Source organism: Prauserella cavernicola (genome assembly GCF_016595675.1).
Classification (GTDB): domain Bacteria; phylum Actinomycetota; class Actinomycetes; order Mycobacteriales; family Pseudonocardiaceae; genus Prauserella_A; species Prauserella_A cavernicola.
In genome coordinates, this window is the sequence record NZ_JAENJH010000011.1 from 178,940 (window position 1) to 198,807 (window position 19,868).

19 protein-coding genes are annotated in these 19,868 nt (G+C 71.2%); 7 read left to right on the forward strand and 12 right to left on the reverse strand.

Going from position 1 to position 19,868, the window contains the following annotated elements; all coding sequences use genetic code 11:
* Positions 1 to 11: 11 nt before the first annotated feature.
* Positions 12 to 728 carry an alpha/beta hydrolase gene (locus tag JHE00_RS30795; protein WP_200325090.1) on the reverse strand — a complete coding sequence of 239 codons (717 nt, stop codon included), beginning with the start codon at positions 726 to 728 and terminating at the stop codon, positions 12 to 14.
* A 117-nt stretch (positions 729 to 845) separates the two neighbouring features.
* On the opposite strand from JHE00_RS30795, the gene JHE00_RS30800 reads away from it, so the two are divergent.
* A complete protein-coding gene (locus JHE00_RS30800) occupies positions 846 to 1,223 on the forward strand; it encodes an OB-fold nucleic acid binding domain-containing protein (protein ID WP_200324965.1) in 378 nt (125 codons plus the stop codon).
* A gap of 141 nt (positions 1,224 to 1,364) precedes the next feature.
* Complete coding sequence (locus tag JHE00_RS30805; RefSeq protein WP_200325092.1) at positions 1,365 to 2,024, forward strand: DUF3159 domain-containing protein; 660 nt, start codon at positions 1,365 to 1,367, stop codon at positions 2,022 to 2,024.
* Positions 2,025 to 2,030: 6 nt separating this feature from the next.
* Here the strand turns inward: JHE00_RS30805 and JHE00_RS30810 are convergent, their stop codons facing one another.
* Both JHE00_RS30810 and JHE00_RS30815 read right to left on the reverse strand, forming a co-directional pair.
* On the reverse strand, positions 2,031 to 2,687 hold the full coding sequence (locus JHE00_RS30810) for a potassium channel family protein (protein ID WP_200324967.1): 657 nt from the start codon (positions 2,685 to 2,687) through the stop codon (positions 2,031 to 2,033).
* Positions 2,688 to 3,353 carry a potassium channel family protein gene (locus JHE00_RS30815; RefSeq protein ID WP_200324969.1) on the reverse strand — a complete coding sequence of 222 codons (666 nt, stop codon included), beginning with the start codon at positions 3,351 to 3,353 and terminating at the stop codon, positions 2,688 to 2,690.
* A gap of 159 nt (positions 3,354 to 3,512) precedes the next feature.
* Between JHE00_RS30815 and JHE00_RS30820 the strand changes: the two genes are divergently transcribed.
* Genes JHE00_RS30820 through JHE00_RS30830 form a run of 3 tightly spaced genes read left to right on the forward strand, consistent with a single transcriptional unit; the run spans position 3,513 to position 7,282 of the window.
* Entirely contained in the window at positions 3,513 to 3,968 is a 456-nt protein-coding gene (locus JHE00_RS30820) for a GbsR/MarR family transcriptional regulator (RefSeq protein ID WP_200324971.1), read from the forward strand.
* 36 nt (positions 3,969 to 4,004) lie between these two features.
* On the forward strand, positions 4,005 to 6,077 hold the full coding sequence (locus JHE00_RS30825; RefSeq protein ID WP_200324973.1) for an APC family permease: 2,073 nt from the start codon (positions 4,005 to 4,007) through the stop codon (positions 6,075 to 6,077).
* Positions 6,078 to 6,091: 14 nt separating this feature from the next.
* The gene (locus JHE00_RS30830) at positions 6,092 to 7,282 is read left to right on the forward strand and encodes a class I SAM-dependent RNA methyltransferase (protein WP_200324975.1); all 1,191 of its coding nucleotides are present in this window, start codon (positions 6,092 to 6,094) and stop codon (positions 7,280 to 7,282) included.
* Here JHE00_RS30830 and JHE00_RS30835 read toward each other — a convergent pair.
* The 5 genes from JHE00_RS30835 to JHE00_RS30855 are packed head-to-tail and all read right to left on the reverse strand — an operon-like array spanning position 7,279 to position 11,345.
* The gene (locus tag JHE00_RS30835; RefSeq protein ID WP_200324977.1) at positions 7,279 to 7,563 is read right to left on the reverse strand and encodes a hypothetical protein; all 285 of its coding nucleotides are present in this window, start codon (positions 7,561 to 7,563) and stop codon (positions 7,279 to 7,281) included. The two genes, JHE00_RS30830 and JHE00_RS30835, sit on opposite strands and share 4 nt — an antisense overlap.
* 40 nt (positions 7,564 to 7,603) lie before the next feature.
* Positions 7,604 to 8,620, reverse strand: a complete 1,017-nt coding sequence (locus tag JHE00_RS30840) for an L-idonate 5-dehydrogenase (protein WP_307832191.1) — start codon at positions 8,618 to 8,620, stop codon at positions 7,604 to 7,606.
* Positions 8,621 to 8,643: 23 nt separating this feature from the next.
* Entirely contained in the window at positions 8,644 to 9,396 is a 753-nt protein-coding gene (locus JHE00_RS30845; protein ID WP_200324979.1) for an SDR family oxidoreductase, read from the reverse strand.
* 14 nt (positions 9,397 to 9,410) lie between these two features.
* Positions 9,411 to 10,796 carry a GntP family permease gene (locus tag JHE00_RS30850; protein ID WP_200324981.1) on the reverse strand — a complete coding sequence of 462 codons (1,386 nt, stop codon included), beginning with the start codon at positions 10,794 to 10,796 and terminating at the stop codon, positions 9,411 to 9,413.
* A gap of 39 nt (positions 10,797 to 10,835) precedes the next feature.
* Positions 10,836 to 11,345: a gluconokinase gene (locus JHE00_RS30855; protein WP_200324983.1), complete on the reverse strand. Its 510-nt coding sequence runs from the start codon at positions 11,343 to 11,345 to the stop codon at positions 10,836 to 10,838.
* Positions 11,346 to 11,445: 100 nt separating this feature from the next.
* On the opposite strand from JHE00_RS30855, the gene JHE00_RS30860 reads away from it, so the two are divergent.
* Entirely contained in the window at positions 11,446 to 12,156 is a 711-nt protein-coding gene (locus JHE00_RS30860; RefSeq protein ID WP_200325096.1) for a FadR/GntR family transcriptional regulator, read from the forward strand.
* Between the two features lie 168 nt (positions 12,157 to 12,324).
* On the opposite strand, the gene JHE00_RS30865 is transcribed toward JHE00_RS30860, so the two are convergent.
* From JHE00_RS30865 to JHE00_RS30880, 4 genes are all read right to left on the reverse strand, one after another.
* Positions 12,325 to 12,906: a putative glycolipid-binding domain-containing protein gene (locus JHE00_RS30865; protein WP_200324985.1), complete on the reverse strand. Its 582-nt coding sequence runs from the start codon at positions 12,904 to 12,906 to the stop codon at positions 12,325 to 12,327.
* Positions 12,907 to 13,215: 309 nt separating this feature from the next.
* Positions 13,216 to 14,769, reverse strand: coding sequence for a GMC family oxidoreductase (locus tag JHE00_RS30870; protein WP_200324987.1), 1,554 nt, complete (start codon positions 14,767 to 14,769; stop codon positions 13,216 to 13,218).
* Entirely contained in the window at positions 14,766 to 16,289 is a 1,524-nt protein-coding gene (locus JHE00_RS30875; protein WP_200324989.1) for an APC family permease, read from the reverse strand. Before JHE00_RS30875 ends, JHE00_RS30870 begins: the two co-directional genes overlap by 4 nt.
* Before the next feature lie 16 nt (positions 16,290 to 16,305).
* Complete coding sequence (locus JHE00_RS30880; protein WP_200324991.1) at positions 16,306 to 17,781, reverse strand: aldehyde dehydrogenase family protein; 1,476 nt, start codon at positions 17,779 to 17,781, stop codon at positions 16,306 to 16,308.
* A gap of 149 nt (positions 17,782 to 17,930) precedes the next feature.
* On the opposite strand from JHE00_RS30880, the gene dxs reads away from it, so the two are divergent.
* On the forward strand, positions 17,931 to 19,844 hold the full coding sequence (gene dxs / locus JHE00_RS30885) for a 1-deoxy-D-xylulose-5-phosphate synthase (protein ID WP_200324993.1): 1,914 nt from the start codon (positions 17,931 to 17,933) through the stop codon (positions 19,842 to 19,844).
* Positions 19,845 to 19,868: the final 24 nt, after the last annotated feature.

Genomic DNA, 19,868 nt, shown 5'->3' on the forward strand with positions numbered 1-19,868 from the left:
GCTCAGGCCGCTCAGGCGGCCCGCTCCTCGGTGACCGCGCGCAGCAGGGCGAGCAGCGCCGCGCGGCCGAGTGCCTCCCGGTCGGTGCCGAACGAGGACAGGGTCGTGGCGCACACGCTCGCTCGTGGCAGCGCCGCCGCCCAGGCGTCCGCGACGGCCGCGGGGTGCACGGGATCGTCCGCGCACGCGGCGATCCCCACCGGGACGTCCAGCTCCCGCAGCCGGTCCAGCTCCGGGGCCCGGTGCGCCGCGGCGGAGCGGAGGCTGGCGGACAGGCCCTCGCCGTGCCCGCGCCAGGCGCGGTCGAGCTCGGCCGCGAGCCACGGCGCGATCCCCGCGGTGGACATGGCCAGCGCCGCGTCGAGGCCCTCGCGCTCGACGAGCTCGGCCGACGCGCGCGCCGCCAGCGCGGCGGGTGCCGCACCGGGGTCGCCGTTCCACGCGGGCAGCGCCGCGAGCACACCCGCGCACCGCTCCGGCGCGCGCAGCGCCCACTCGGTGGCGACGTGGGCTCCCAGTGAGATCCCGCCCGCCAGCACCGGGCCAGGCGCCGTCGCCGCGCACCGGTCGAGCAGCTCGAGGTAGCCGGCGACCACGTCGCCGCCCGTCGGCGGGGGCGGGGCGACGAGCTCGATGCCGAGCGAGGCCAGCGGCGCGGCGAACACGGATCGGACGAACACCTCGTCAGAGCCCGTTCCGGGCAGGATCACGGCGGTGGATCCGGGCATAACTGAGGTCACGTTGCGATAGTGGCGCAACTCGGCTTCTCTTGCTGCGGCAGAGTTACGCTGAACAGGTACGGGCCGGTCCGGTCGACGGGCCCCGGAGCACAGGAGCTGGCGCTTATGTCCGCCAAAGACGGCGGCTACTTCAGCCGGTTGGTTCGCAAACTGACCAGTGACATCGGGCAGCTGGACGCCGACGACCTTTCCGAGAAGTCAGAAGCCGGTGGGGCGCAGCGTGCCTGCGACTGCCGGTCGGGCGAGGAAGTGACCGTACTCGGCCGGTTGCGGAGTGTTGATTTGTGTCCGGGCAGCGATGCCGCCACTCTGGAGGCGGAGTTGTTCGACGGCACCGACGAGGTCACGCTGGTGTGGCTCGGCCGTCGCAGGATCCCCGGGATCGAACCGGGGCGCACCATCAAAGCCCGTGGCCGCCTGGCCGATCGCAACGGGCGGAAGGTGCTGTACAACCCCTACTACGAACTGTTGCAGACGACCTAGTGAGAGTAACCGCGCGTGACTGAACCCGACCGCACTACCGAGGCCGGCGACGACGCCACCAAGCACGCCACCAAGCACGCCACCAAGCACGCCACCGAGCAGAAGCCGGAGGCCGAGCGCGAGCCGACTCTGCTGGAACAGATGGGTGGCGTCTCCGGACTCTTCTACTCGTCGGTGCCGGTGATCGTGTTCGTCCTCGCGAACAGCCTGTTCAACCTCACCACCGCGATCTGGGCCTCGCTGGGCAGTGCTGTCGCGATCACGATCCTGCGCCTGGTGCGCAAGGAGCCGCTGCAGCCGGCGATCTCGGGTTTCTTCGGTGTCGCCATCGCCGCCTTCATCGCGTACCGCACGGGCTCGGCGAAGGGCTTCTTCCTCTTCGGCATCTGGGCCAGCCTGGTGTACTGCGGCGCGCTCGTCATCTCCGTGCTGGCGCGCTGGCCGCTGGCCGGTGTCGTGTGGAGCTACCTCAACGGCAGCGGCATGGCCTGGCGCAAGGACAAGGTGTCGCGGCGCGGCTACGACATCGCCACGCTCGCGCTCGCGGCCGTGTTCGCGGCCCGCTTCGTGGTGCAGCAGTGGCTCTACGCCGAGGACTACACCGGCTGGCTCGCGTTCGCCAAGATCGCGATGGGCTACCCGCTGTACGGGCTCGCGCTGCTCGTCGTCGTCTGGGCCGTGCGCCGCGCCGACAAGCGCCTCAAGGAGCTGGACACCGAGGAAGAGCTCTCCGACGCCGAGATCGAGGCGCGCCTGCGGGTGAAGTACGGCGAGAGTCCCGCGCCCGGCACGCCCCAGTAGCGGGGTTCAGTAGCCCAGCGCCGTGCGGACGTCGGACTCCACGTCGGCCGCGGCCACGAACAGCAGCTCGTCGCCCGCCTCGAGCGGGTCGTCGGGCTGCGGCACGATCACCCGGTCGCCGCGCAGGATGGTCACCAGCGCCGCGTCGCGGGGCAGGGCGAGGTCGCGCACCGGCTTGCCCGCCAGCGGCGTCTCGGAGGGCAGCGTCAGCTCCACGAGGTTGGCCTGGCTCTGCCGGAACGTCATGAGCCGCACCAGGTCGCCGACGCTCACGGCCTCCTCGACCATCGCCGCGAGCATCCTCGGAGTCGACACGGCGACGTCCACGCCCCAGCTCTCGGTGAACAGCCACTCGTTGGCCGGGTTGTTGACCCGCGCCACCACTCGCCGCACCGCGAACTCCGTCTTCGCCAGCAGCGACACCACGAGGTTGGCCTTGTCGTCACCGGTCGCGGCGATCACCACGTCGCACAGCTGCACGCCGGAGTCCTCGAGTGTGGACACCTCGCACGCGTCGCCGAGCACCCAGTCGGCCTGCTCGACGGTGCCGGGCGTGAACTGGCCAGCCTGGCGCTCGATGAGCATCACCGTGTGCCCGGCCTCGATGAGCTCGGCGGCGATGGAGCGGCCCACCGCGCCCGCGCCCGCGATCGCGACCCGCATCTAGCTCTCCTCCTCGGGGCTCCTCGCCGCCGCGCTCGTCACGTACCCGACGGTGCCGGACTGCGCGGCCACGTAGACCGCGTCGTCGGCCTGCAGCACCGTCTTCGCGTCGGGCAGCACGCCGGTGCCGAAGCGCATCACGAACGCCACGCGCGAGCCCGTCGCCTCCTCCAGCTCCCGCACGCCGCGGCCGATCCAGTCCTCGTGCAGCGGCAGCTGCAGCAGCGCGACGGTGCCCGTCGGGTCGCGCCACGACGTGGCCACGCCCTCGGGCAGCAGCGTGCGCAGGAACCGGTCGGTGGTCCAGGGCACGGTCGCGATCGTGGGGATGCCGAGCCGTTCGTACACGGCGGCGCGTTTGGGGTCGTAGATGCGGGCGACGACGTGGTCGACGCCGAACTCCTCGCGGGCCACCCGCGCGGAGATGATGTTGGAGTTGTCGCCGTTGGACACGGCCGCGAACGCGCCCGCGTGCTCGATGCCCGCCTCGACCAGCACGTCGCGGTCGAAGCCCATCCCGACGACCTGCTGGCCGTGGAAGTCGCTGCCGAGGCGTCGGAAGGCGTCCCGGTCGCGGTCGATGACGGCCACGTCGTGGCCGAGCCGCTCGAGGGCGGCCGCCAGGGACGAGCCGACCCGGCCGCATCCCATGATCACCACGTGCACGCCCGTGCCTCCTCGCTCTGCGTCGGTGACAGCGCAGAACCTACCCCGATCCGGGCCGGGTCCGCGTGCCGGTCGCGAAAGCGTTCCCCGCGAGCGTTCACAACGTTGCGAAGACCCAGAACGTAGGATGACGGACCGGACCAGGAGAGGAGCTCACCCGTGGCCGATGCGCGGGATCCCGCCGAACGGATGGCCGTCATTCTCGCGAGGCACGGCATGCACCGGATGACCGCGAGGGTGCTGTGCGTGCTGCTGTTCACCGAGCAGGAGACGATCACGGCGGGGGAGATCGCCGAACGGCTCGATGTCAGCCCGGGGTCGGTGTCCGGTGGCATCAAGATGCTCGAGGCGATCGACATGGTCGAGCGAGCGCCGGTGCGGGGCGGCCGTCGCGAGCACTACCGCTTCCCCGACGACGCGTGGCCCAGGCTGATGATGGTCCGCAACCGGGTGCTGGAGGAGATGCTCGAGGCCGCCGACGACGGCATCGCGACCGTCTCCGAGGACGGCCCCGCGGGTCGCAGGCTCACCGAGATGCGTGACTTCTACGCGCACCTGATGCGCTCGATTCCCGCGTTGATCGAAGACTGGCGCGCGAGTCGTCCCCGGTCCTGATCCGGCTGCGGCACGCGGAGGACTTACGCTCAGCGCGTGTCCAAGTTCGCCACCGTCACGAAGCGCCTCGTCCTCGGCAGGCCTTTCCGCAGCGATCGGCTGGCGCACACCCTGCTGCCGAAGCGGATCGCGCTGCCGGTGTTCGCGTCCGACCCCATGTCGAGCGTGGCGTACGCACCCGAGGAGATCCTGCTGGTGCTGTCGGTGGCCGGCGCCTCGGCCTACGTCTACAGCCCCTGGATCGGCCTGGTCGTCGCGCTGGTGATGGTGACGGTCGTGGCGTCGTACCGGCAGAACGTGCGCGCCTACGGCTCCGGCGGTGGCGACTACGAGGTGGCGACCGTCAACCACGGCCCCCGCTGGGGCCTCGTGGTGGGCAGCGCGCTGCTCGTGGACTACATCCTCACGGTCGCCGTGTCGATCGCGTCGGCGGCGGCCAACATCGGCTCCGCCGTGCCGTTCGTGGCCACCCACAAGGTGCAGTTCGCCGTGGCGGCGATCCTGGTGCTGATGGCGATCAACCTGCGGGGCGTGCGCGAGTCGGGCACGGCCTTCGCCATCCCGACCTACGCGTTCGTGGTGGGCATCCTCGCGATGATCGGCTGGGGCGCGTTCCGCACGATCGTGCTGGGCGACGAGATGCGCGCCGAGAGCGCCGACTTCGACCTGGTCGCCGAGGACCACCATCTGGTGGGGCTGGGGTTCGCGTTCCTGGTGCTGCGCGCGTTCTCCTCCGGCAGCGCGGCGCTGACCGGGGTGGAGGCCATCGCCAACGGCGTGCCCGCGTTCCGCAAGCCGAAGGGCCGCAACGCGGCGACCACGCTGCTGTGGATGGGCACCCTCGCGGTGACGATGTTCCTCGGCCTGCTCTTCCTCGCCCACGTGACGGGCGCGATCATGGCGGAGGACCCGGCGCGCCAGCTCGTGGGCGCACCGGCGGGCTACGAGCAGAAAACCCTCGTCGCGCAGCTGGCGGACGCCGTGTTCACGGGGTTCTCGCCGGGCGTCTGGTACGTCATTTTCTTCACCGGGCTCATCCTGGTGCTCGCGGCCAACACCGCGTTCAACGGTTTCCCCGTGCTCGGCTCGATCCTGGCGCAGGACCGGTTCCTGCCCCGCCAGCTGCACACCCGGGGCGACCGGCTGGCCTTCAGCAACGGGATCCTGTTCCTCGCCGGGTTCGCGATCGTGCTCGTGATCGCGTTCGACGCCGAGGTGACCAAGCTGATCCAGCTCTACATCGTCGGTGTGTTCGTGTCCTTTGTGCTCAGTCAGAGCGGCATGATCCGGCACTGGAACCGCAAGCTGCGCGACGAGACCGATCCGGCGGCCCGCCGTCAGATGCGCCGAGCGCAGCTGATCAACGGCTTCGGGCTGTTCATGACGGCCTCGGTGCTCGTGGTGATTCTCGCGACCAAGTTCCTGGCCGGCGCGTGGATCTCGATCGTGGCGATGGGCGCGATCTACTTCCTCATGGGCGGCATTCGCAAGCACTACGACCGGGTGACCCAGGAGCTCAAGGACGCCGAGGGTGAGCCGGTGACCCTGCCCGCCCGCAACCACGCGATCGTGCTGGTCTCGCAGTTGCACCGGCCGACGCTGCGCGCGCTCGCGTACGCGAAGGCGACCCGGCCCGACGTGCTGGAGGCGGTCACCGTGAACGTCGACGACGCCGATACGCGTAAGCTGATCGACGAGTGGGAGCGCAGGGGGTTCTCGATCCCGCTCAAGGTCGTCGAGTCGCCGTACCGCGAGATCACCAGGCCCGTGCTCGACTACGTCAAGCGCATCCGCGGCGATCAGCCACGCAACGTCGTCACCGTGTTCATCCCCGAGTACGTTGTCGGCCGGTGGTGGGAGCAGGTGCTGCACAACCAGAGCGCGCTGAGGCTCAAGAGCAGGCTGCTGTTCCAGTCGCGGGTGATGGTGACGAGCGTGCCGTGGCAGCTCGAGTCCTCGGAGCGTGCGCTCTCGCGCGCCGACCGGGCGCGGGCTCGCCCGGTGGCCGGTGACGTCCGGCGTGGCGTCTCGGCCCCTGGGCGCAGACCGGCCGACAAGAACGGCGAACCCGGCAAGAACGACACGAACGGCAGGAACTCCGCACGGTGAACGCAGCGAACCCGATGACCGAGGCGAAACCCGACTGGACGGGCCGCACGCTGGAGCTGGAGGTCGGCGCGGTCGCGCACGGCGGGCACTGCGTCTCCAGGGTGGAGGGCCGGGTGGTGTTCGTGCGGCACGCGCTGCCGGGCGAGCTCGTGGTCGCGGAGGTGACCGAGGACAAGGGCAAGGGCTTCTGCCGCGCCGACGCCGTGCGCGTGCTGCGGCCCTCGCCGGACCGCGTCGACGCGCCGTGCCCGGCCTCGGGGCCTGGTGGGTGCGGCGGCTGCGACTGGCAGCACGCGAGCCCCGCCGTTCAGCGCGAGCTCAAGGCCGCGGTGGTGGCCGAGCAGCTGAGCAGGCTCGCCGGGCTGGAGTGGCCGGTGGAGGTCGAGGCGCTGCCGGGACCGTCGCGCTGGCGCACCCGCGTGCGGTTCGTGGCGGGCCGCGACGGCAGGCCGGGGCTGCGAGCCCACCGCAGCCACCGGGTGATCCCGCTGGAGGACTGCCCGATCACGCTGGAGGGTGCGGCGTCGGCGGGCCTGTCGCGCCGCAAGCGCCCGAGCACCGAGATCGAGACGACCGAGGACGGCACGGGCCGGGTGCACGTCGCCGAGGTGCCCTCGCGAGGCAAGCTCAAGCAGCTCAGCGGCGGCACGGCCGTCGAGCGGGCCGCGGGCAGGCGGTGGCGGCTCGCGTCGGACGGTTTCTGGCAGGTGCATCCCGCCGCGGCCGACACGCTGGCAGGTGTGGTGGGGGAGTGGGCCGCCGCGTCGCCCGGCGCGACGGTGTGGGACCTCTACGCCGGAGTCGGGCTGTTCGCCTCGGTGCTCGCCGGGCAGGTGGGGCCGCAGGGCCGGGTGCTGGCGATGGAGTCTGGCCGGCGCGCGGTGACCGACGGCAGGGCGAACCTGGCCGATCTGCCGCAGGTGCACTGGGAGTGCGCGCGGGTCGAGGACGCCTCGGCCTCGCTGGCCGGGCAGGCCGAGGTGGTGGTGCTCGACCCGCCGCGCAAGGGCGCGGGCCGCGAGGTCGTGAAGTCCATTGTGGAGGCACAGCCGGAGCGGATCGTCTACGTGGCCTGCGATCCGGCAGCGCTGGCTCGGGACGTCGCGACACTGGCCGAGCACGGTTTCCACCTGCGGTGCCTGCGGGCCTTCGACGCCTTCCCGATGACGCACCACGTCGAGTGCGTGGCGCTGCTGAGCCGCTAGCGCAGGAGCGCGTACAGGGAGAACACCACAGCGCAGGCGAACAGCAGCAGCGCGCACGCCGTGAGCCCGGTGCGCACCACGGCGTGGCGCTCGGACTCGCCGGGCAGTGCCACGGTGGAGACGCCGTTGAGGGTGATTCCCGCGCCGATCAGCATGAACGCGGCCTCGGTGGGCCCGGGGTCCAGTACCAGCAGCACGATGCCACCGGCCAGGAGCAGGACTCCCGCGGCGAGCGTGAACCTGCCCGAGCGTCGTCGCTGTGGGTGTGCGTCGGCGGACATGGAGTCACCTCCCGACCGCTGACGGTAGCAGTTCCGGTGCTCAGAAGCCGAGCAGAACCTTGCCCGAGGCGGAGGCGTCCCTGGCGACGGCGAACGCGGTGGCGGCCTCGGACAATGGGAACTCGTGGCTGATCACCGGCGCCGTGTGCAGCGAGCCGTCGGCCATCGCGGCGACCACCTCGGTGAGCTCGGCGTGGAACCGGAACGACCCGGTGACGGTCAGCTCGCGGGTGGCGACCAGTCCGGACAGGAACGGTTGCTCCGGCGTCGGGGGCAGGCCGAGCAGCACGAGCCGCCCGCCGCGGCGCAGCGCGCCCACGGCCGTCGACACGCCGGCCGCGGACCCCGAGGAGTCGATGGCGACGTCGGCCTCGAGGTCCTCGGGCGCGTTCCCGAGGACCGTGCGCGTGGCGCCCAGTTCGGTGGCCAGCCGCAGCGGGCGCTCGTGCAGGTCGCTCACCACGATCTCGCCCGCGCCCGCCCGGCGCAGTACCGCCACGACGAGCGCGCCGATCGGCCCCGCGCCGACGACGAGCACGCGCCTGCCTGCCACCTCGCCCGCTCGCGACACGGCGTGCCAGGCGACCGACGCCGGTTCGGCGAGCGCGGCCGTGCGCACGTCCAGACCCTCCGGCAGTGCCACGAGCCTGCTCGCGTCCACCACGTGCCGCTCCGCGAACGCGCCGTCGGTGTGCGGGAACCGCGCCGCGGAGCCGAGATAGCTCGTGTGCGGGCACAGGTTCTGCCGGCCCTCGGCGCAGAAGCGGCAGGTGCCGCACGGAGTCGCGGGATGGACCGTGACGGGGGTGCCCTCGGCGGGGCCGGAGCCGTCGGCGGCCGCTCGCGCGACGTGCCCGGACACCTCGTGCCCGAGCACCATCGGCCCCCGCAGCACGGACTCTCCGACGGCGCCGTGCGCGTCGTAGTGCAGGTCCGAACCGCACACGCCGCCGTGGGCGATGGCCACCACCGCCTCGTGCGGCGCCGGTTCGCGCAGGGTGCGGGTCTCCACGCGCAGGTCGCCCGCCGCGTGCGCCACCAGTGCCCGGTACTCCACGGGGTGCTCCGTTCTCGTTCGCGTCAGACGACGGCGGTCATGCCGCCGTCGACGAACAGGACCTGGCCGTTGACGAACGCCGAGGCGTCGGAGGCGAGGAAGACCGCGGGCCCCACCAGGTCCTCGGTCCGGCCCCAGCGCCCCGCGGGCGTGCGCCCGGTGACCCAGGCGCTGAAGTCGGCGTCGGCCACGAGTGCCGCGGTGAGCTCGGTGTCGAAGTAGCCGGGCGCGATGCCGTTGACCTGCAGGCCGTGCCCCGCCCACTCGGCCGTCATGGCCTGGGTGAGGTTGCGCAGTCCGCCCTTCGCCGCCGTGTACGCCGCTATCGACGGCCTGGCCAGCGCCGTCTGCACCGAGCAGATGTTGATGATCTTGCCCCGGCCACGCTCGAGCATGCCACTGGCCACGGCCCTGCCGACCACGAACGCACTGGTCAGGTCGGTGCGCAGCACCGCCTCCCAGTCGGCCAGCGCGAGCTCCAGCATCGGCTGCCGGTGCTGGAAACCCGCGTTGTTGACGAGGATGTCGATGCCACCGTGGCGCTCGGTCAGCGCGGCGACACCGGCCGAGACGGCCGCCTCGTCGGTGACGTCGAACGCCACCGCCTCGGCGCCGAGCTCGGCGCGCGCGGCTTCGAGCCGGTCCGGATCACGGCCGTTGAGCACGACCGTGGCGCCTGCCGCGGCCAGCCCCGCGGCGATCGCCCTGCCGAGGCCCCGGCTGCTGCCGGTGACGAGCGCGACCCGGCCGGTGAGGTCGAACAGTGTGTGCGACAAAGGATTCTCCCGGTTCAGGCGAGCACGAAGATCAGGCTCGAGAGGGCGAAGCCCATGAGGCCGATCGTGGTCTGCATGACGGTCCAGGTCTTCAGCGTCGTCTTCACGTCCATTCCGAAGAACCGGCCGACGAGCCAGAACCCGGAGTCGTTGACGTGCCCGGCCGTGACCGAGCCCGCGGCGAGGGCGAGCACGAGCGCGGCCAGCTCCACACCGTTGAACCCGGCGCCGAGCACCAGCGGCTGCACCAGCACCGCGGCGGTGGTGAGCGCGACCGTCGCCGAGCCCTGCGCGATCCGCAGCACGGCGGCGATGAAGTACGCGGCCACGATCACCGGCAGGCCCAGGTCGGACATCGTGTCCGAGAGCGCGTCACCGATGCCGCTGGCCCGCAGCACTCCGCCGAACATGCCGCCCGCGCCGGTGATCAGGATGATCGAGCACACCGGGCCGAGCGCGGAGTCGAGGAGCTTCTCCACCGTCTCCCTGCCGCGGCCACGCCGCGTGCCGAGCACGTAGGTGGCGACGAACACCGTGATCAGCAGTGCCACCGGGGTGGAGCCGATCGCCTGCGCGAGCTGGAACCACGACGCGTTCTCGTCGAGCCAGCTCGCCGTTCCCGCGGTGTTCAGACCCGTGTCGGCGAAGATCAGCACCAGCGGCAGGAGCAGCAGCGCGACGACCGTGCCCGCCTTGGGAGGGTTCTCGACGTCCTCCTCCTGCGTGCCGCCCGCCAGGATGTCCGGCACGTCCAGCACGATCCGCTTGCCCACCCACAGGCCGTAGAGGTAGCTCGTGGCGAACCAGGTGGGGATGGCGACGATCAGGCCCAGCAGGATCACCAGGCCGACGTCGGCGCCGAGCAGGCCACTGGCCGCGACCGGGCCGGGGTGTGGCGGGACGTAGATGTGCATCACCGAGAACGCGCCCGCGGCGGGCAGGCCGTAGCGCAGCACGCCGCCGCCGAGCCGTCTCGCGACGGAGAACACCACCGGCAGCATCACGACCAGGCCGGCGTCGAAGAAGATCGGGAAACCGAAGATCAGCGACGCGATTCCCAGCGCGAGCGGGGCGCGTTCCTCGCCGAACCGGTTGATCAGCGAGTCCGTCAGCACCTGCGCGCCGCCGCTGACCTCGACCAGCCTGCCGAGCATCGCGCCGAGCCCGACGAGCAGCGCCACGTCCGCGAGCGTCGAGCCGAACCCGTCGGTCAGGGTATCGATCACCTGGCCCGAGGGGATCCCGGTGGCGAACGCCGTGACGATGCTGACCGTCACCAGCGCCAGGAAGGGATGGACGCGCAGTCTGATGATGAGGAACAGCAGGACGGCGATCGCGCCGCCCGCGATGGCCAGGAGGGGACCGGCGCCGAGGGTCTGGGTCCACTCGTCGGTGTTCATACGTGAGCTCCGTTGCTTCCGTGCGTGAGAGGGACTTGCTCAGGCGGGCAGGCCGAGCCGCGCGAGCGCGGTCGCGGCGACCCGCTCGGGGCCGTCGGTGACGTCGACGGTGACGCCGTCCTCGCCGGTGGCGAGGGGTTCGAGGTCGGCGAACTGGGAGCCGAGCAGTGAGGGCGGCATGAAGTGCCCCGAGCGCGCGGCCAGGCGGGCGCCGACGGTGTCGGTGGTGCCGTGCAGGTAGACGAACCGGACGTGCGCGGTCGCCTCGCGGAGGATGTCGCGGTAGGCGCGCTTGAGCGCCGAACACGTCACGACGGTGTTCTCGCCCGCGGCGTCGCACTCGCTGATCCAGTCGCGGATCGCGCGCAGCCACGGCTCCCGGTCGGCGTCGGTGAGCGGCGTGCCCGCCGACATCTTCTCGATGTTGGACCGCGGGTGGAACTCGTCGGCTTCGGCCATGCGCCAGTCGAGTCTGTCCCTGAACAGCTCGGCGATGGTGGTCTTGCCCGAGCCGGACACACCCATCACCACCAGGCACGTCGACGTCATGACCGCTCCTCGTTGAAAGGTACTATCTTTGGCGCCGAAAGATAACACCATTGGCGGACGAGGGGGAAGTACCCCTCGGAGATAGGCTCGGACCGTGGACGTGGGATACGAGTCTGGTGTCGAGGTCAGGCACAGTTCTGTGCTGGACACCATCGGGCTCGAGATCACGTGCGGCGAGCTGGCGCCCGGCGACGTCCTCACGCTCGACCGCATCCAGGAACGCTTCTGCGTCTCCCGCACGGTCGCGCGCGAGACGATGCGGATCCTGGAGTCGATGGGTCTGGTCATCTCGCGGCGGCGGGTGGGGATCACCGTGCAGCCGCGCGACTCGTGGAACGTCTTCGACCCCAGGGTCATCTGGTGGCGGCTGTCCGGGACGGGCCGTGACGAGCAGCTGCGCTCGCTGACCGAACTGCGCATCGCGGTGGAGCCGCTGGCGGCGGGCGCGGCGGCGCGCAGCGCGTCGGCGGCGGAGCGCGCCCGCGTGGTCGAGGTGGGGGCGCAGATGCGGGTGCTGGGCGAGGCGGGCGAGCTCGATGAGTTCCTCGAACTCGACATCGCCTTCCACGAGGTGCTGCTGCGCGCGAGCGGCAACGAGATGTTCGGCGCGCTCGCCGACGTGGTGGCCGCGGTGCTGCGCGGCCGCACCCAGCTGGGGCTTATGCCGCACCAGCCGGTGCCCGAGGCGCTCGACCTGCACGAGGAGGTCGCCGCCGCCGTGGCCGGCGGCCGCGCCGTGGACGCCGAGGACGGCATGCGAGAACTCCTCGCGGAGGTCCGCGACGCGATGCTCCCCCTCTGGCGCCGCTAACGCGCCCGGCGCGAGTCCCCCGCTCGGGCCCGCGAGTCCCCCGCTCCGGCGCGCGAGTTCTGCATTCGGGCGCGCGAGTCCCCCGCTCCAGACTGCGAGTTCTGCGCTCGGGTGCGAGTCGTGCGCTCCAGGCCGCGAGTTGTGCAGTCCTGACGGCGAACTCGACCGTCAGGCCTCGCGGGCGGCGATGCCGGGGTAGGAGAGCACGAGTCCGGACTCGTCGTAGAGCAGGGTGCAGCTGAACTCGAAAGCGCGGGCGGCGTAGTCGTAGCGTTGCCTGCCGCCGTCGTTGTCGAGACGCCGGTAGGCCTGTTCCAGACGTTCGATGGTGAGATCCGCCGCGCGGACGTACGCCGCGGGCGCCGCCGCGCGGTCTCCGGCGGCCAGCGCGAGGCGGTGCACCGGCAGGGTGTTGGTCATCGCCGAGGACTCCAGGTCTACGTCGAGGCAGCCGTCGAGCCGGGGCGCGGCGGCGTCGTCGATGCGCCAGTGGCCGTCGCCGTCGGCGTCGAGGACGGTGGTGCGCGCGCCGGTCGCCCAGCGGGCGGTCACCTCCGCGCGTCGCGTCCGCCAGCCGCCGTCCACGGTGATGTCGTATCCGACGATCCACGGAACCTCGTGCTCGACCGCGGTGGTGCAGCCACGGATCCGGTACCCGTCGCCGGCTCGCTCGAAGTAGGCGACCTCGAATCCGAGCCGGGCCAGCTCGTGTGACCACGCGGCGCTCGCGGGCGGTGCGGCGAAGGCCATACCGCCACGGTAGCCGCGAACGTGCCGGTCGCGACGCCGGACGGTTCGGCTGGCGGTCTGGAGCGCACGACTCGTGGTCGGGAGTGCACGACTCGCGGTCCGGCATGCACGACTCGCGCGCGGCTCTGCACGACTCGCGGTCCCGGGCGCACGACACGCACTCTGGAATGCACGACCCGCGGAGCCGGCGGCGCGACCATCCGGCCGGAAGGTGCGATTCGCGAGCGGGAGCGCGCAACTCACGCGCCCGAGTGCGGGACTCGCGAGCCGGAGTGGGGGACTCGCGCGCCCGAGTGCACAACTCGCGGGTTAGGGGGTTGCGTCCTGCGCCAGTAGGTCGGCGCATTTCTCGCCGATCGCCATCGTGGTGATGCACGGGTTCACCGCCACCAGGAACGGCATGGCGGAGCCGTCGGCGACGCGCAGGCCCTCCACGCCGCGCACCCGCAGCCGCTCGTCGAGCGGAGCCAACGGGTCGCTCGCGGGCCCCATCTTCACCGTGCACGCGGGATGGTAGACGGTGTTGTGCGTCTTGCACAGGTAGTCGGCGATCTCGTCGTCACTCGTCGCGTCTACCCCGGGCGCCAGCTCGGGTCCCGCCCACTCGGCCATCGCGGGCTGGGACACGATCTTGCGCGCCAGCCGGATCCCGTACGTCATCACCGCCAGGTCGTGCGGGTCGGTGAAGTACCGCGGATCCACCTTCGGCTTGTCGCGGAAGTCCCTGGTGCGCAGGCGGACCGTGCCGGTGGAACGGGCGCGGGTGACGTTCGGCGTCAGGCAGAACCCGTTCTCCGTGGTCGGGTAGCCGTGCCGCAGAGTGTTGAGGTCGAACGGCACGGAGCCGTAGTGGAACATCAGGTCCGGCCGGTCGAGCCTCGGGTCCGTCCTGGTGAAGATGCCGATCTCCCACCACTGCGTCGACTCGGTGATCATCGGCCTGCGCGCCTCCCACTGGATGACGCCCTCGGGATGGTCCTGCAGGTTCTCGCCGACGCCGGGGGAGTCCACCAGCACCTCGATCCCGAGCCCGATGAGGTGCTCGGCCGGCCCGATCCCCGAGAGCATCAGCAGCTTGGGCGTGTCGATGGCGCCGGTGCTCACGATCACCTCGCGCCGTGCCACGATCCGTTCGCTGTGCAGCAGGTCCTCGGTGAGCACCTCCACGCCGGTGCAGCGCAGCCCGTCGAACGTGAGCCGCTTGGCCCGCACCCCGGTGCGAACCTCCAGATTGGACCGCTTTCCCAGGATAGGGTGCAGGTAGGACACCGACGCCGACGAGCGCGTGCCGTCCTCCCGCGCGTTGATCTGGAACCAGTTGGCGCCGTGGGTCACGGTGGTGCCGGAGTTGAACTCGGTGCGCGGGATCCCCGCCTGCTCGCACGCCTGCAGCAGCGCGGCGCCCGTGGGGTCCTTCGGCGGCACCGAGCGGATCGTCACCGGACCCGAGCGGCCGTGGTGCTCGCCGGGCCCGTCGTTGGTCTCGAGCTCGCGGTACAGCGGGAAGACGTCGGCGGCCGACCAGCCGGGCAGGCCGAGCGAGGCCCACTCGTCGAGATCCTCGGCAGGTGCCCAGAACGCGATGCACGAGTTGTGCGACGAGCAGCCGCCGAGCACCTTCGCCCTCGCGTGCCGCAGGAACGAGTTGCCAGCCTCCTGCGGCTCGACGAGGTAGTCCCAGTCGTAGCCCGACTCCAGCAGCTCCATCCACCTGGTCAGCTCCAGCACCGCAGGCGCGTCCACATCGGATGGTCCGGCTTCCAGCAGGCACACGGTCGCGTTCTCGTTCTCCGAGAGGCGGGCCGCCACGACCGATCCGGCCGTGCCGCCGCCGACGACGACGTAGTCGAACTCGCGGGTCACGCTGTCTCCTTGTCCTCGGGCTCGTCCTCGGGCGAATCGAGCGCGTGGTCGGGTAGCACTCCGCTGCCCCGGCGCAGGAAGAACCAGTAGTAGGCGAACCCGAGCGCGGCGACGATGCCGATGAACAGCACCGCACCCCACTGCAGATACCAGTGGTAGGGCGGCTCCGCGTTGTAGACGTCGCGACGTGGCCAGGCGAGGTTCACGACCATCCCCGCGCCCCACAGCACGCCGAGGATGTTCACCGGAAGCCCCCACCGGCCGAGCGAGAAGTACCCGCCGCCGGTGTCGGGTGGCGGCCACTGCCCGCGCAGCCGCTTGACGAGCATCGGGATCGTCACCAGCAGGTACGCCAGGTAGATCATGACGATGCCGATGCTGGTGATCACGGTGAAGATCTGGGGCTGACCGACGTTGACGACCAGGATCACCACGGCGAGCGCGCCGGTGACGAGCGCGGGCACCACCGGGGTCCGACGTTTCGGGTCCACTGTGGCCAGAATCCGGCCCGCGGGCAGGTTGTTGTCGCGCGCCATCGCGAACATCATGCGGATGGCCGCCGACTGCACGGCCAGGTTGCAGACCGTGATCGCGATGACCACCGACCACAGCAGCGCCGTGCCGAGCCCGCTGCCGAGCGTGTTCAGCACGATGAACTGCAGTCCGCCCTCGGCGATGCGCGGGTCGGTGATGTCACCCACCGCCATGAGTGCGAACAGCAGGATAAGCCCGCCGATCAGGAACGACGCGATGAGCGCGCGCAAGATCGCGCGGGGAGCGTTGCGGCGCGGGTTGTGGCTCTCCTCGCCGAGCGAGCTCGCCGTGTCGAACCCGTACATCACGTAGGTCGAGGCGAGCGCGGCGATGAGGAACGCGCCCAGGTAGCCGCCGGGACGGCCCTCGCCGGTGCCCTGCGTCTCGAACACCACGCCGGGCCCGCGCGTGATGTTCACGGCCAGCAGGATGATCAGCAGCACGGCCGCGATCAGCTCGATGAACACGCCCGCGCTGTTGATGCGCGCCATGAGCTTGACGCCGTAGGCGTTGACGGCGGTGGTGAACACGATCAGCGCCGTGCCCAGGATGACGGCGTTGAGGGCGTCGTCGCCGGAGAACCGGAAGATGTCCGAGATCTGCGGCAGCGTGATCTGGTAGGCCAGCGCCACGGCGGCGATCGTGACGATCGAGGCGGTGAGCATCATCCACCCCGCCAGCCACGCCACGTGCCTGCTGCCCATGCGCTTCGACCAGTTGTAGATCGAGCCCGCCACCGGGTAGTGCGCCGCGAGCTCGGCGAACGACAGGGCCACCATGAGCTGGCCGACGAACACCATCGGCCACGACCACCAGTAGGCGGGCCCGCCGAAGCCGAAGCCGAAGTAGAAGAGCTGGAACGTGCCGGTCAGGATCGAGATGTAGCTGATCCCGGCCGCGAAGGTGTGGAAGTTGCCGAGCGATCTCTGGAGCTGGGGCTTGTAACCGAATCCGGCGAGCCCGTCATCGACCCTGTCAGCGCTCATGGCCGTCCCTCTCGCGTCAGGCGTCTCCCGAGAACCAGCGCGGCGGCTCGGGCCGCAGGTTCTGATAGATGTGCTTGACCTCCTGGTACTCGGCCAGCCCCGCCGGCCCGAGCTCCCGTCCGAAGCCGGACTGCTTGAACCCGCCCCACTCGGCCTGCGGCAGGTATGGATGGAAGTCGTTGATCCAGACGGTTCCGTGACGCAGCCGGTCCGCGACGCGCTGCGCGCGGGAGACGTCGGAGGTGAACACCGCGCCCGCGAGCCCGTAGTGGGTGTCGTTGGCGATGCGCACGGCGTCGTCCTCGTCGGTGAAAGTCTCCACCGTCAGCACCGGTCCGAACGACTCCTCGGTGACCGCGGTGCTGCCCTGCGCGACGTCGTCGAGCACGGTCGGCAGGTAGTAGAAGCCAGCGGCGAGCTTCTCGTCGGAGGGCCTGCGCCCGCCGGTGCGCAGCACGGCGCCCTCGGTCAGCGCGGTCTCGACGTAGCGCTCGACCTTCTCACGATGCGCAGCCGAGACGAGGGGGCCGGTCTCGGCCTCGGGGTCGAACGGTCCGCCGAGGCGGATCAGCTCGGCGCGGCGCACGACCTCGGCGACGAAGGCGTCGTGGATCTCGTCCTGCACGATCAGCCGGGAGCCCGCGGAGCACACCTGGCCGGAGTGCAGGAAGATCGCCGTCAGCGCGTAGTCGACGGCGGTCTCGAAGTCGGCGTCGGCGAACACGACGTTGGGGTTCTTGCCGCCCAGCTCCAGTGCGACCTTTTTCACGGTCGCCGCGGCTGAGGCGGCGATCACGCGCCCGGTGGCCAGCCCGCCGGTGAACGACACGAGGTCGACGTCGGGCGACTCGGACAGCGGGGCACCGACCGCGGCGCCCGCGCCCAGCACCAGGTTCGCGACCCCGCCTGGCAGGCCCGCCTCGGTGAGAATCCGCATGAGCAGGATCGCCGTGTGGGGGGTCAGCTCACTCGGCTTGAGCACGAAGGTGTTGCCCGCGGCGAGCGCGGGAGCGACCTTCCACGCCGTTTGGAGCAGCGGGTAGTTCCACGGGGTGATGAGCCCGCACACGCCCACGGGCTCGTGCACGATCCGGCTGAAGGCGTCGGCGGAACCGGTGTCGACCACGCGGCCCGCGTCCTGGCCAGCGAGCTTGCCGAAGTAGCGGAAGCACGCGGCGATGTCGGCCATGTCGATCTCGCTCTCCACCAGGCGTTTGCCGGTGTCGAGCGACTCGGCCCTGGCGAAGGCGTCGCGGTCGCGTTCGAGCAGCTCCGCCACGCGCAGCAACAGGCTGCCGCGCTCCCAGGACGAGGTGGAGCGCCACTCACCGGCGTCGAAAGCGGCCCTGGCCGCGGCGATCGCGCGCGTGGTGTCCTGCGCGGTGCCTTCGTCCACTGTGGCGACGAGGGAGCCGTCGGCGGGGCAGTGGATGTCCCGCGTGCCGCCCGAGGCCGCTCCGACCCACTCGCCGCCGATGAAGAAGTCCGCCATGTGTGAGTTTCTCCGTAGTTCGACAATGGTTCACGACCGTACCGCTGCCCTGGTGACGGCTCCACCCGGTCGAGGCCGAGTTCGTCGCCGTGAGGCTCTCCTAGACTAGGCGGACGAGGTATCGAACCAACGGGCGAGCGAGGTGGAGCGTGACGTTGCTGGAGTCCGTGCACGGGCCGGCTGACCTCAGGCGGATGGACCACGAGCAATTGGGTGTGCTGGCCGAGGAGATCAGGCAGTTCCTTGTCGACAAGGTGTGCACGACCGGCGGTCACCTGGGGCCGAACCTGGGGGTCGTCGAGCTGACGATGGCGCTGCACCGCGTCTTCGACTCGCCGACCGACTCGATCCTGTTCGACGTCGGTCACCAGGCCTACGTGCACAAGATCGTCACGGGGCGCCGCGATGGTTTCGACCAGCTGCGCCAGCAGGGGGGCCTCGCGGGCTACCCGGCGCGTGCCGAGAGCGACCACGATCACGTCGAGAACAGCCACGCCTCCACCGCCCTGTCCTACGCGGACGGTCTGGCCAAGGCCTACCAGCTCGCGGGCGGCGGCAGGCACGTCGTCGCCGTGGTCGGCGACGGTGCGCTCACCGGCGGGATGTGCTGGGAGGCGCTCAACAACATCGCCGCCAACCCCGAGCACCCGGTCGTGATCGTCGTCAACGACAACGGCCGTTCGTACTCGCCGACGATCGGCGGGCTCGCGGAGCACCTCGCGGCGCTGCGCCTGCGCCCGGCCTACGAGCGCATCCTCGACGGGGGCCGGGAGCTGCTGCAGCACACCCCCGTGGTCGGCAAGCCGCTCTACACGGCGCTGCACGCGGCGAAGGCGGGCCTCAAGGACGCCATCAGCCCCCAGGTGATGTTCTCCGACCTCGGCCTCAAGTACTTTGGCCCGGTCGACGGCCACGACATCGCCGCACTGGAGAAGGCGCTGCACAACGCGAAGTCCTTCGGCGGGCCGGTGATCGTGCACGCGGTGACGGAGAAGGGGCACGGGCACCCGCCGGCCGTCAACGACGAGGCCGACCAGATGCACCAGACCGATCCGATCGACCCGGAGACGGGCCTGCCGCCGAAGAAAGGGCCCAGCTGGACGTCGGTGTTCTCCGACGAGCTCGCCCGCATTGGCGCCGACCGCGAGGACGTCGTGGCCGTCACCGCGGCCATGCTGCGCTCCACCGGGCTGCACAAGTTCGCCGAGGCCTACCCGGACCGCTGGTACGACGTCGGCATCGCCGAGCAGCACGCCGTCACCTCGGCGGCAGGCCTCGCGATGGGCGGACTGCATCCGGTGGTCGCCGTCTACGCCACGTTCCTCAACCGGGCCTTCGACCAGGTGCTGATGGACGTGGCGCTGCACAAGCAGCCCGTCACGCTGGTGCTGGACCGCGCGGGCATCACCGGTCCCGACGGCCCCAGCCACCACGGCATGTGGGACCTCTCACTGCTCGGCATGGTGCCGGGTATGAAGGTGGCCGCGCCGCGCGACGCCGACACGTTGCGGGAGGAGCTGCGTGAGGCCGTCGCCGTCTCGGACGGTCCGACGGCGCTGCGCTTCTCGCGTGGTGGCGTGGTGCGGTCGGTGCCCGCGCAGGAGCGCGTCGGCACCGTCGACGTGCTGCGACGCGGGGCCAGCGAGGACGTGCTGCTGGTCGTCGTGGGTGCCTTCGCGCAGCTCGGTCTCGCCGCGGCGGACCGGCTGGCCGACCAGGGCATCGGCGTGACCGTGGTGGACCCGAGGTGGGTGCTTCCGGTGCCGGGGGAGCTCGTCGAACTGGCCGCGAACCACCGGCTCGTGGTGACCGTCGAGGACAGTGGCCGGCACGGTGGCTTCGGTTCCGCGCTCGCCACCGCGCTGCGCGACGCGGACTGCGACGTCCCGCTGCGTGATCTCGGTGTGCCGCAACGCTTCCTGGAGCACGGGACGCGCGATCAGGTGCTCGCCGAGATCGGCCTCACGGCACAGGACGTGGCGCGCAAGGTCACCGAGTGGGCCGCGAACCGGCTCGGCGACGCGCAGCCCGCTCCCGGCCCCGTGGAGTCGCCGCGGGACTGAGGGGCCGTGTGGGTCCTAGAAATC

Excerpts from the sequence above, each read along its gene's own strand:
- JHE00_RS30795 (WP_200325090.1), bottom strand. The coding sequence starts at position 728 with ATGCCCGGATCCACCGCCGTGATCCTGCCCGGAACGGGCTCTGACGAG.
- JHE00_RS30800 (WP_200324965.1), top strand. The coding sequence starts at position 846 with ATGTCCGCCAAAGACGGCGGCTACTTCAGCCGGTTGGTTCGCAAACTG.
- JHE00_RS30805 (WP_200325092.1), top strand. The coding sequence starts at position 1,365 with ATGGGTGGCGTCTCCGGACTCTTCTACTCGTCGGTGCCGGTGATCGTG.
- JHE00_RS30810 (WP_200324967.1), bottom strand. The coding sequence starts at position 2,687 with ATGCGGGTCGCGATCGCGGGCGCGGGCGCGGTGGGCCGCTCCATCGCC.
- JHE00_RS30830 (WP_200324975.1), top strand. The coding sequence starts at position 6,092 with ATGACCGAGGCGAAACCCGACTGGACGGGCCGCACGCTGGAGCTGGAG.
- JHE00_RS30835 (WP_200324977.1), bottom strand. The coding sequence starts at position 7,563 with ATGTCCGCCGACGCACACCCACAGCGACGACGCTCGGGCAGGTTCACG.
- JHE00_RS30850 (WP_200324981.1), bottom strand. The coding sequence starts at position 10,796 with ATGAACACCGACGAGTGGACCCAGACCCTCGGCGCCGGTCCCCTCCTG.
- JHE00_RS30855 (WP_200324983.1), bottom strand. The coding sequence starts at position 11,345 with ATGACGTCGACGTGCCTGGTGGTGATGGGTGTGTCCGGCTCGGGCAAG.
- JHE00_RS30865 (WP_200324985.1), bottom strand. The coding sequence starts at position 12,906 with ATGGCCTTCGCCGCACCGCCCGCGAGCGCCGCGTGGTCACACGAGCTG.
- JHE00_RS30875 (WP_200324989.1), bottom strand. The coding sequence starts at position 16,289 with ATGAGCGCTGACAGGGTCGATGACGGGCTCGCCGGATTCGGTTACAAG.
- JHE00_RS30880 (WP_200324991.1), bottom strand. The coding sequence starts at position 17,781 with ATGGCGGACTTCTTCATCGGCGGCGAGTGGGTCGGAGCGGCCTCGGGC.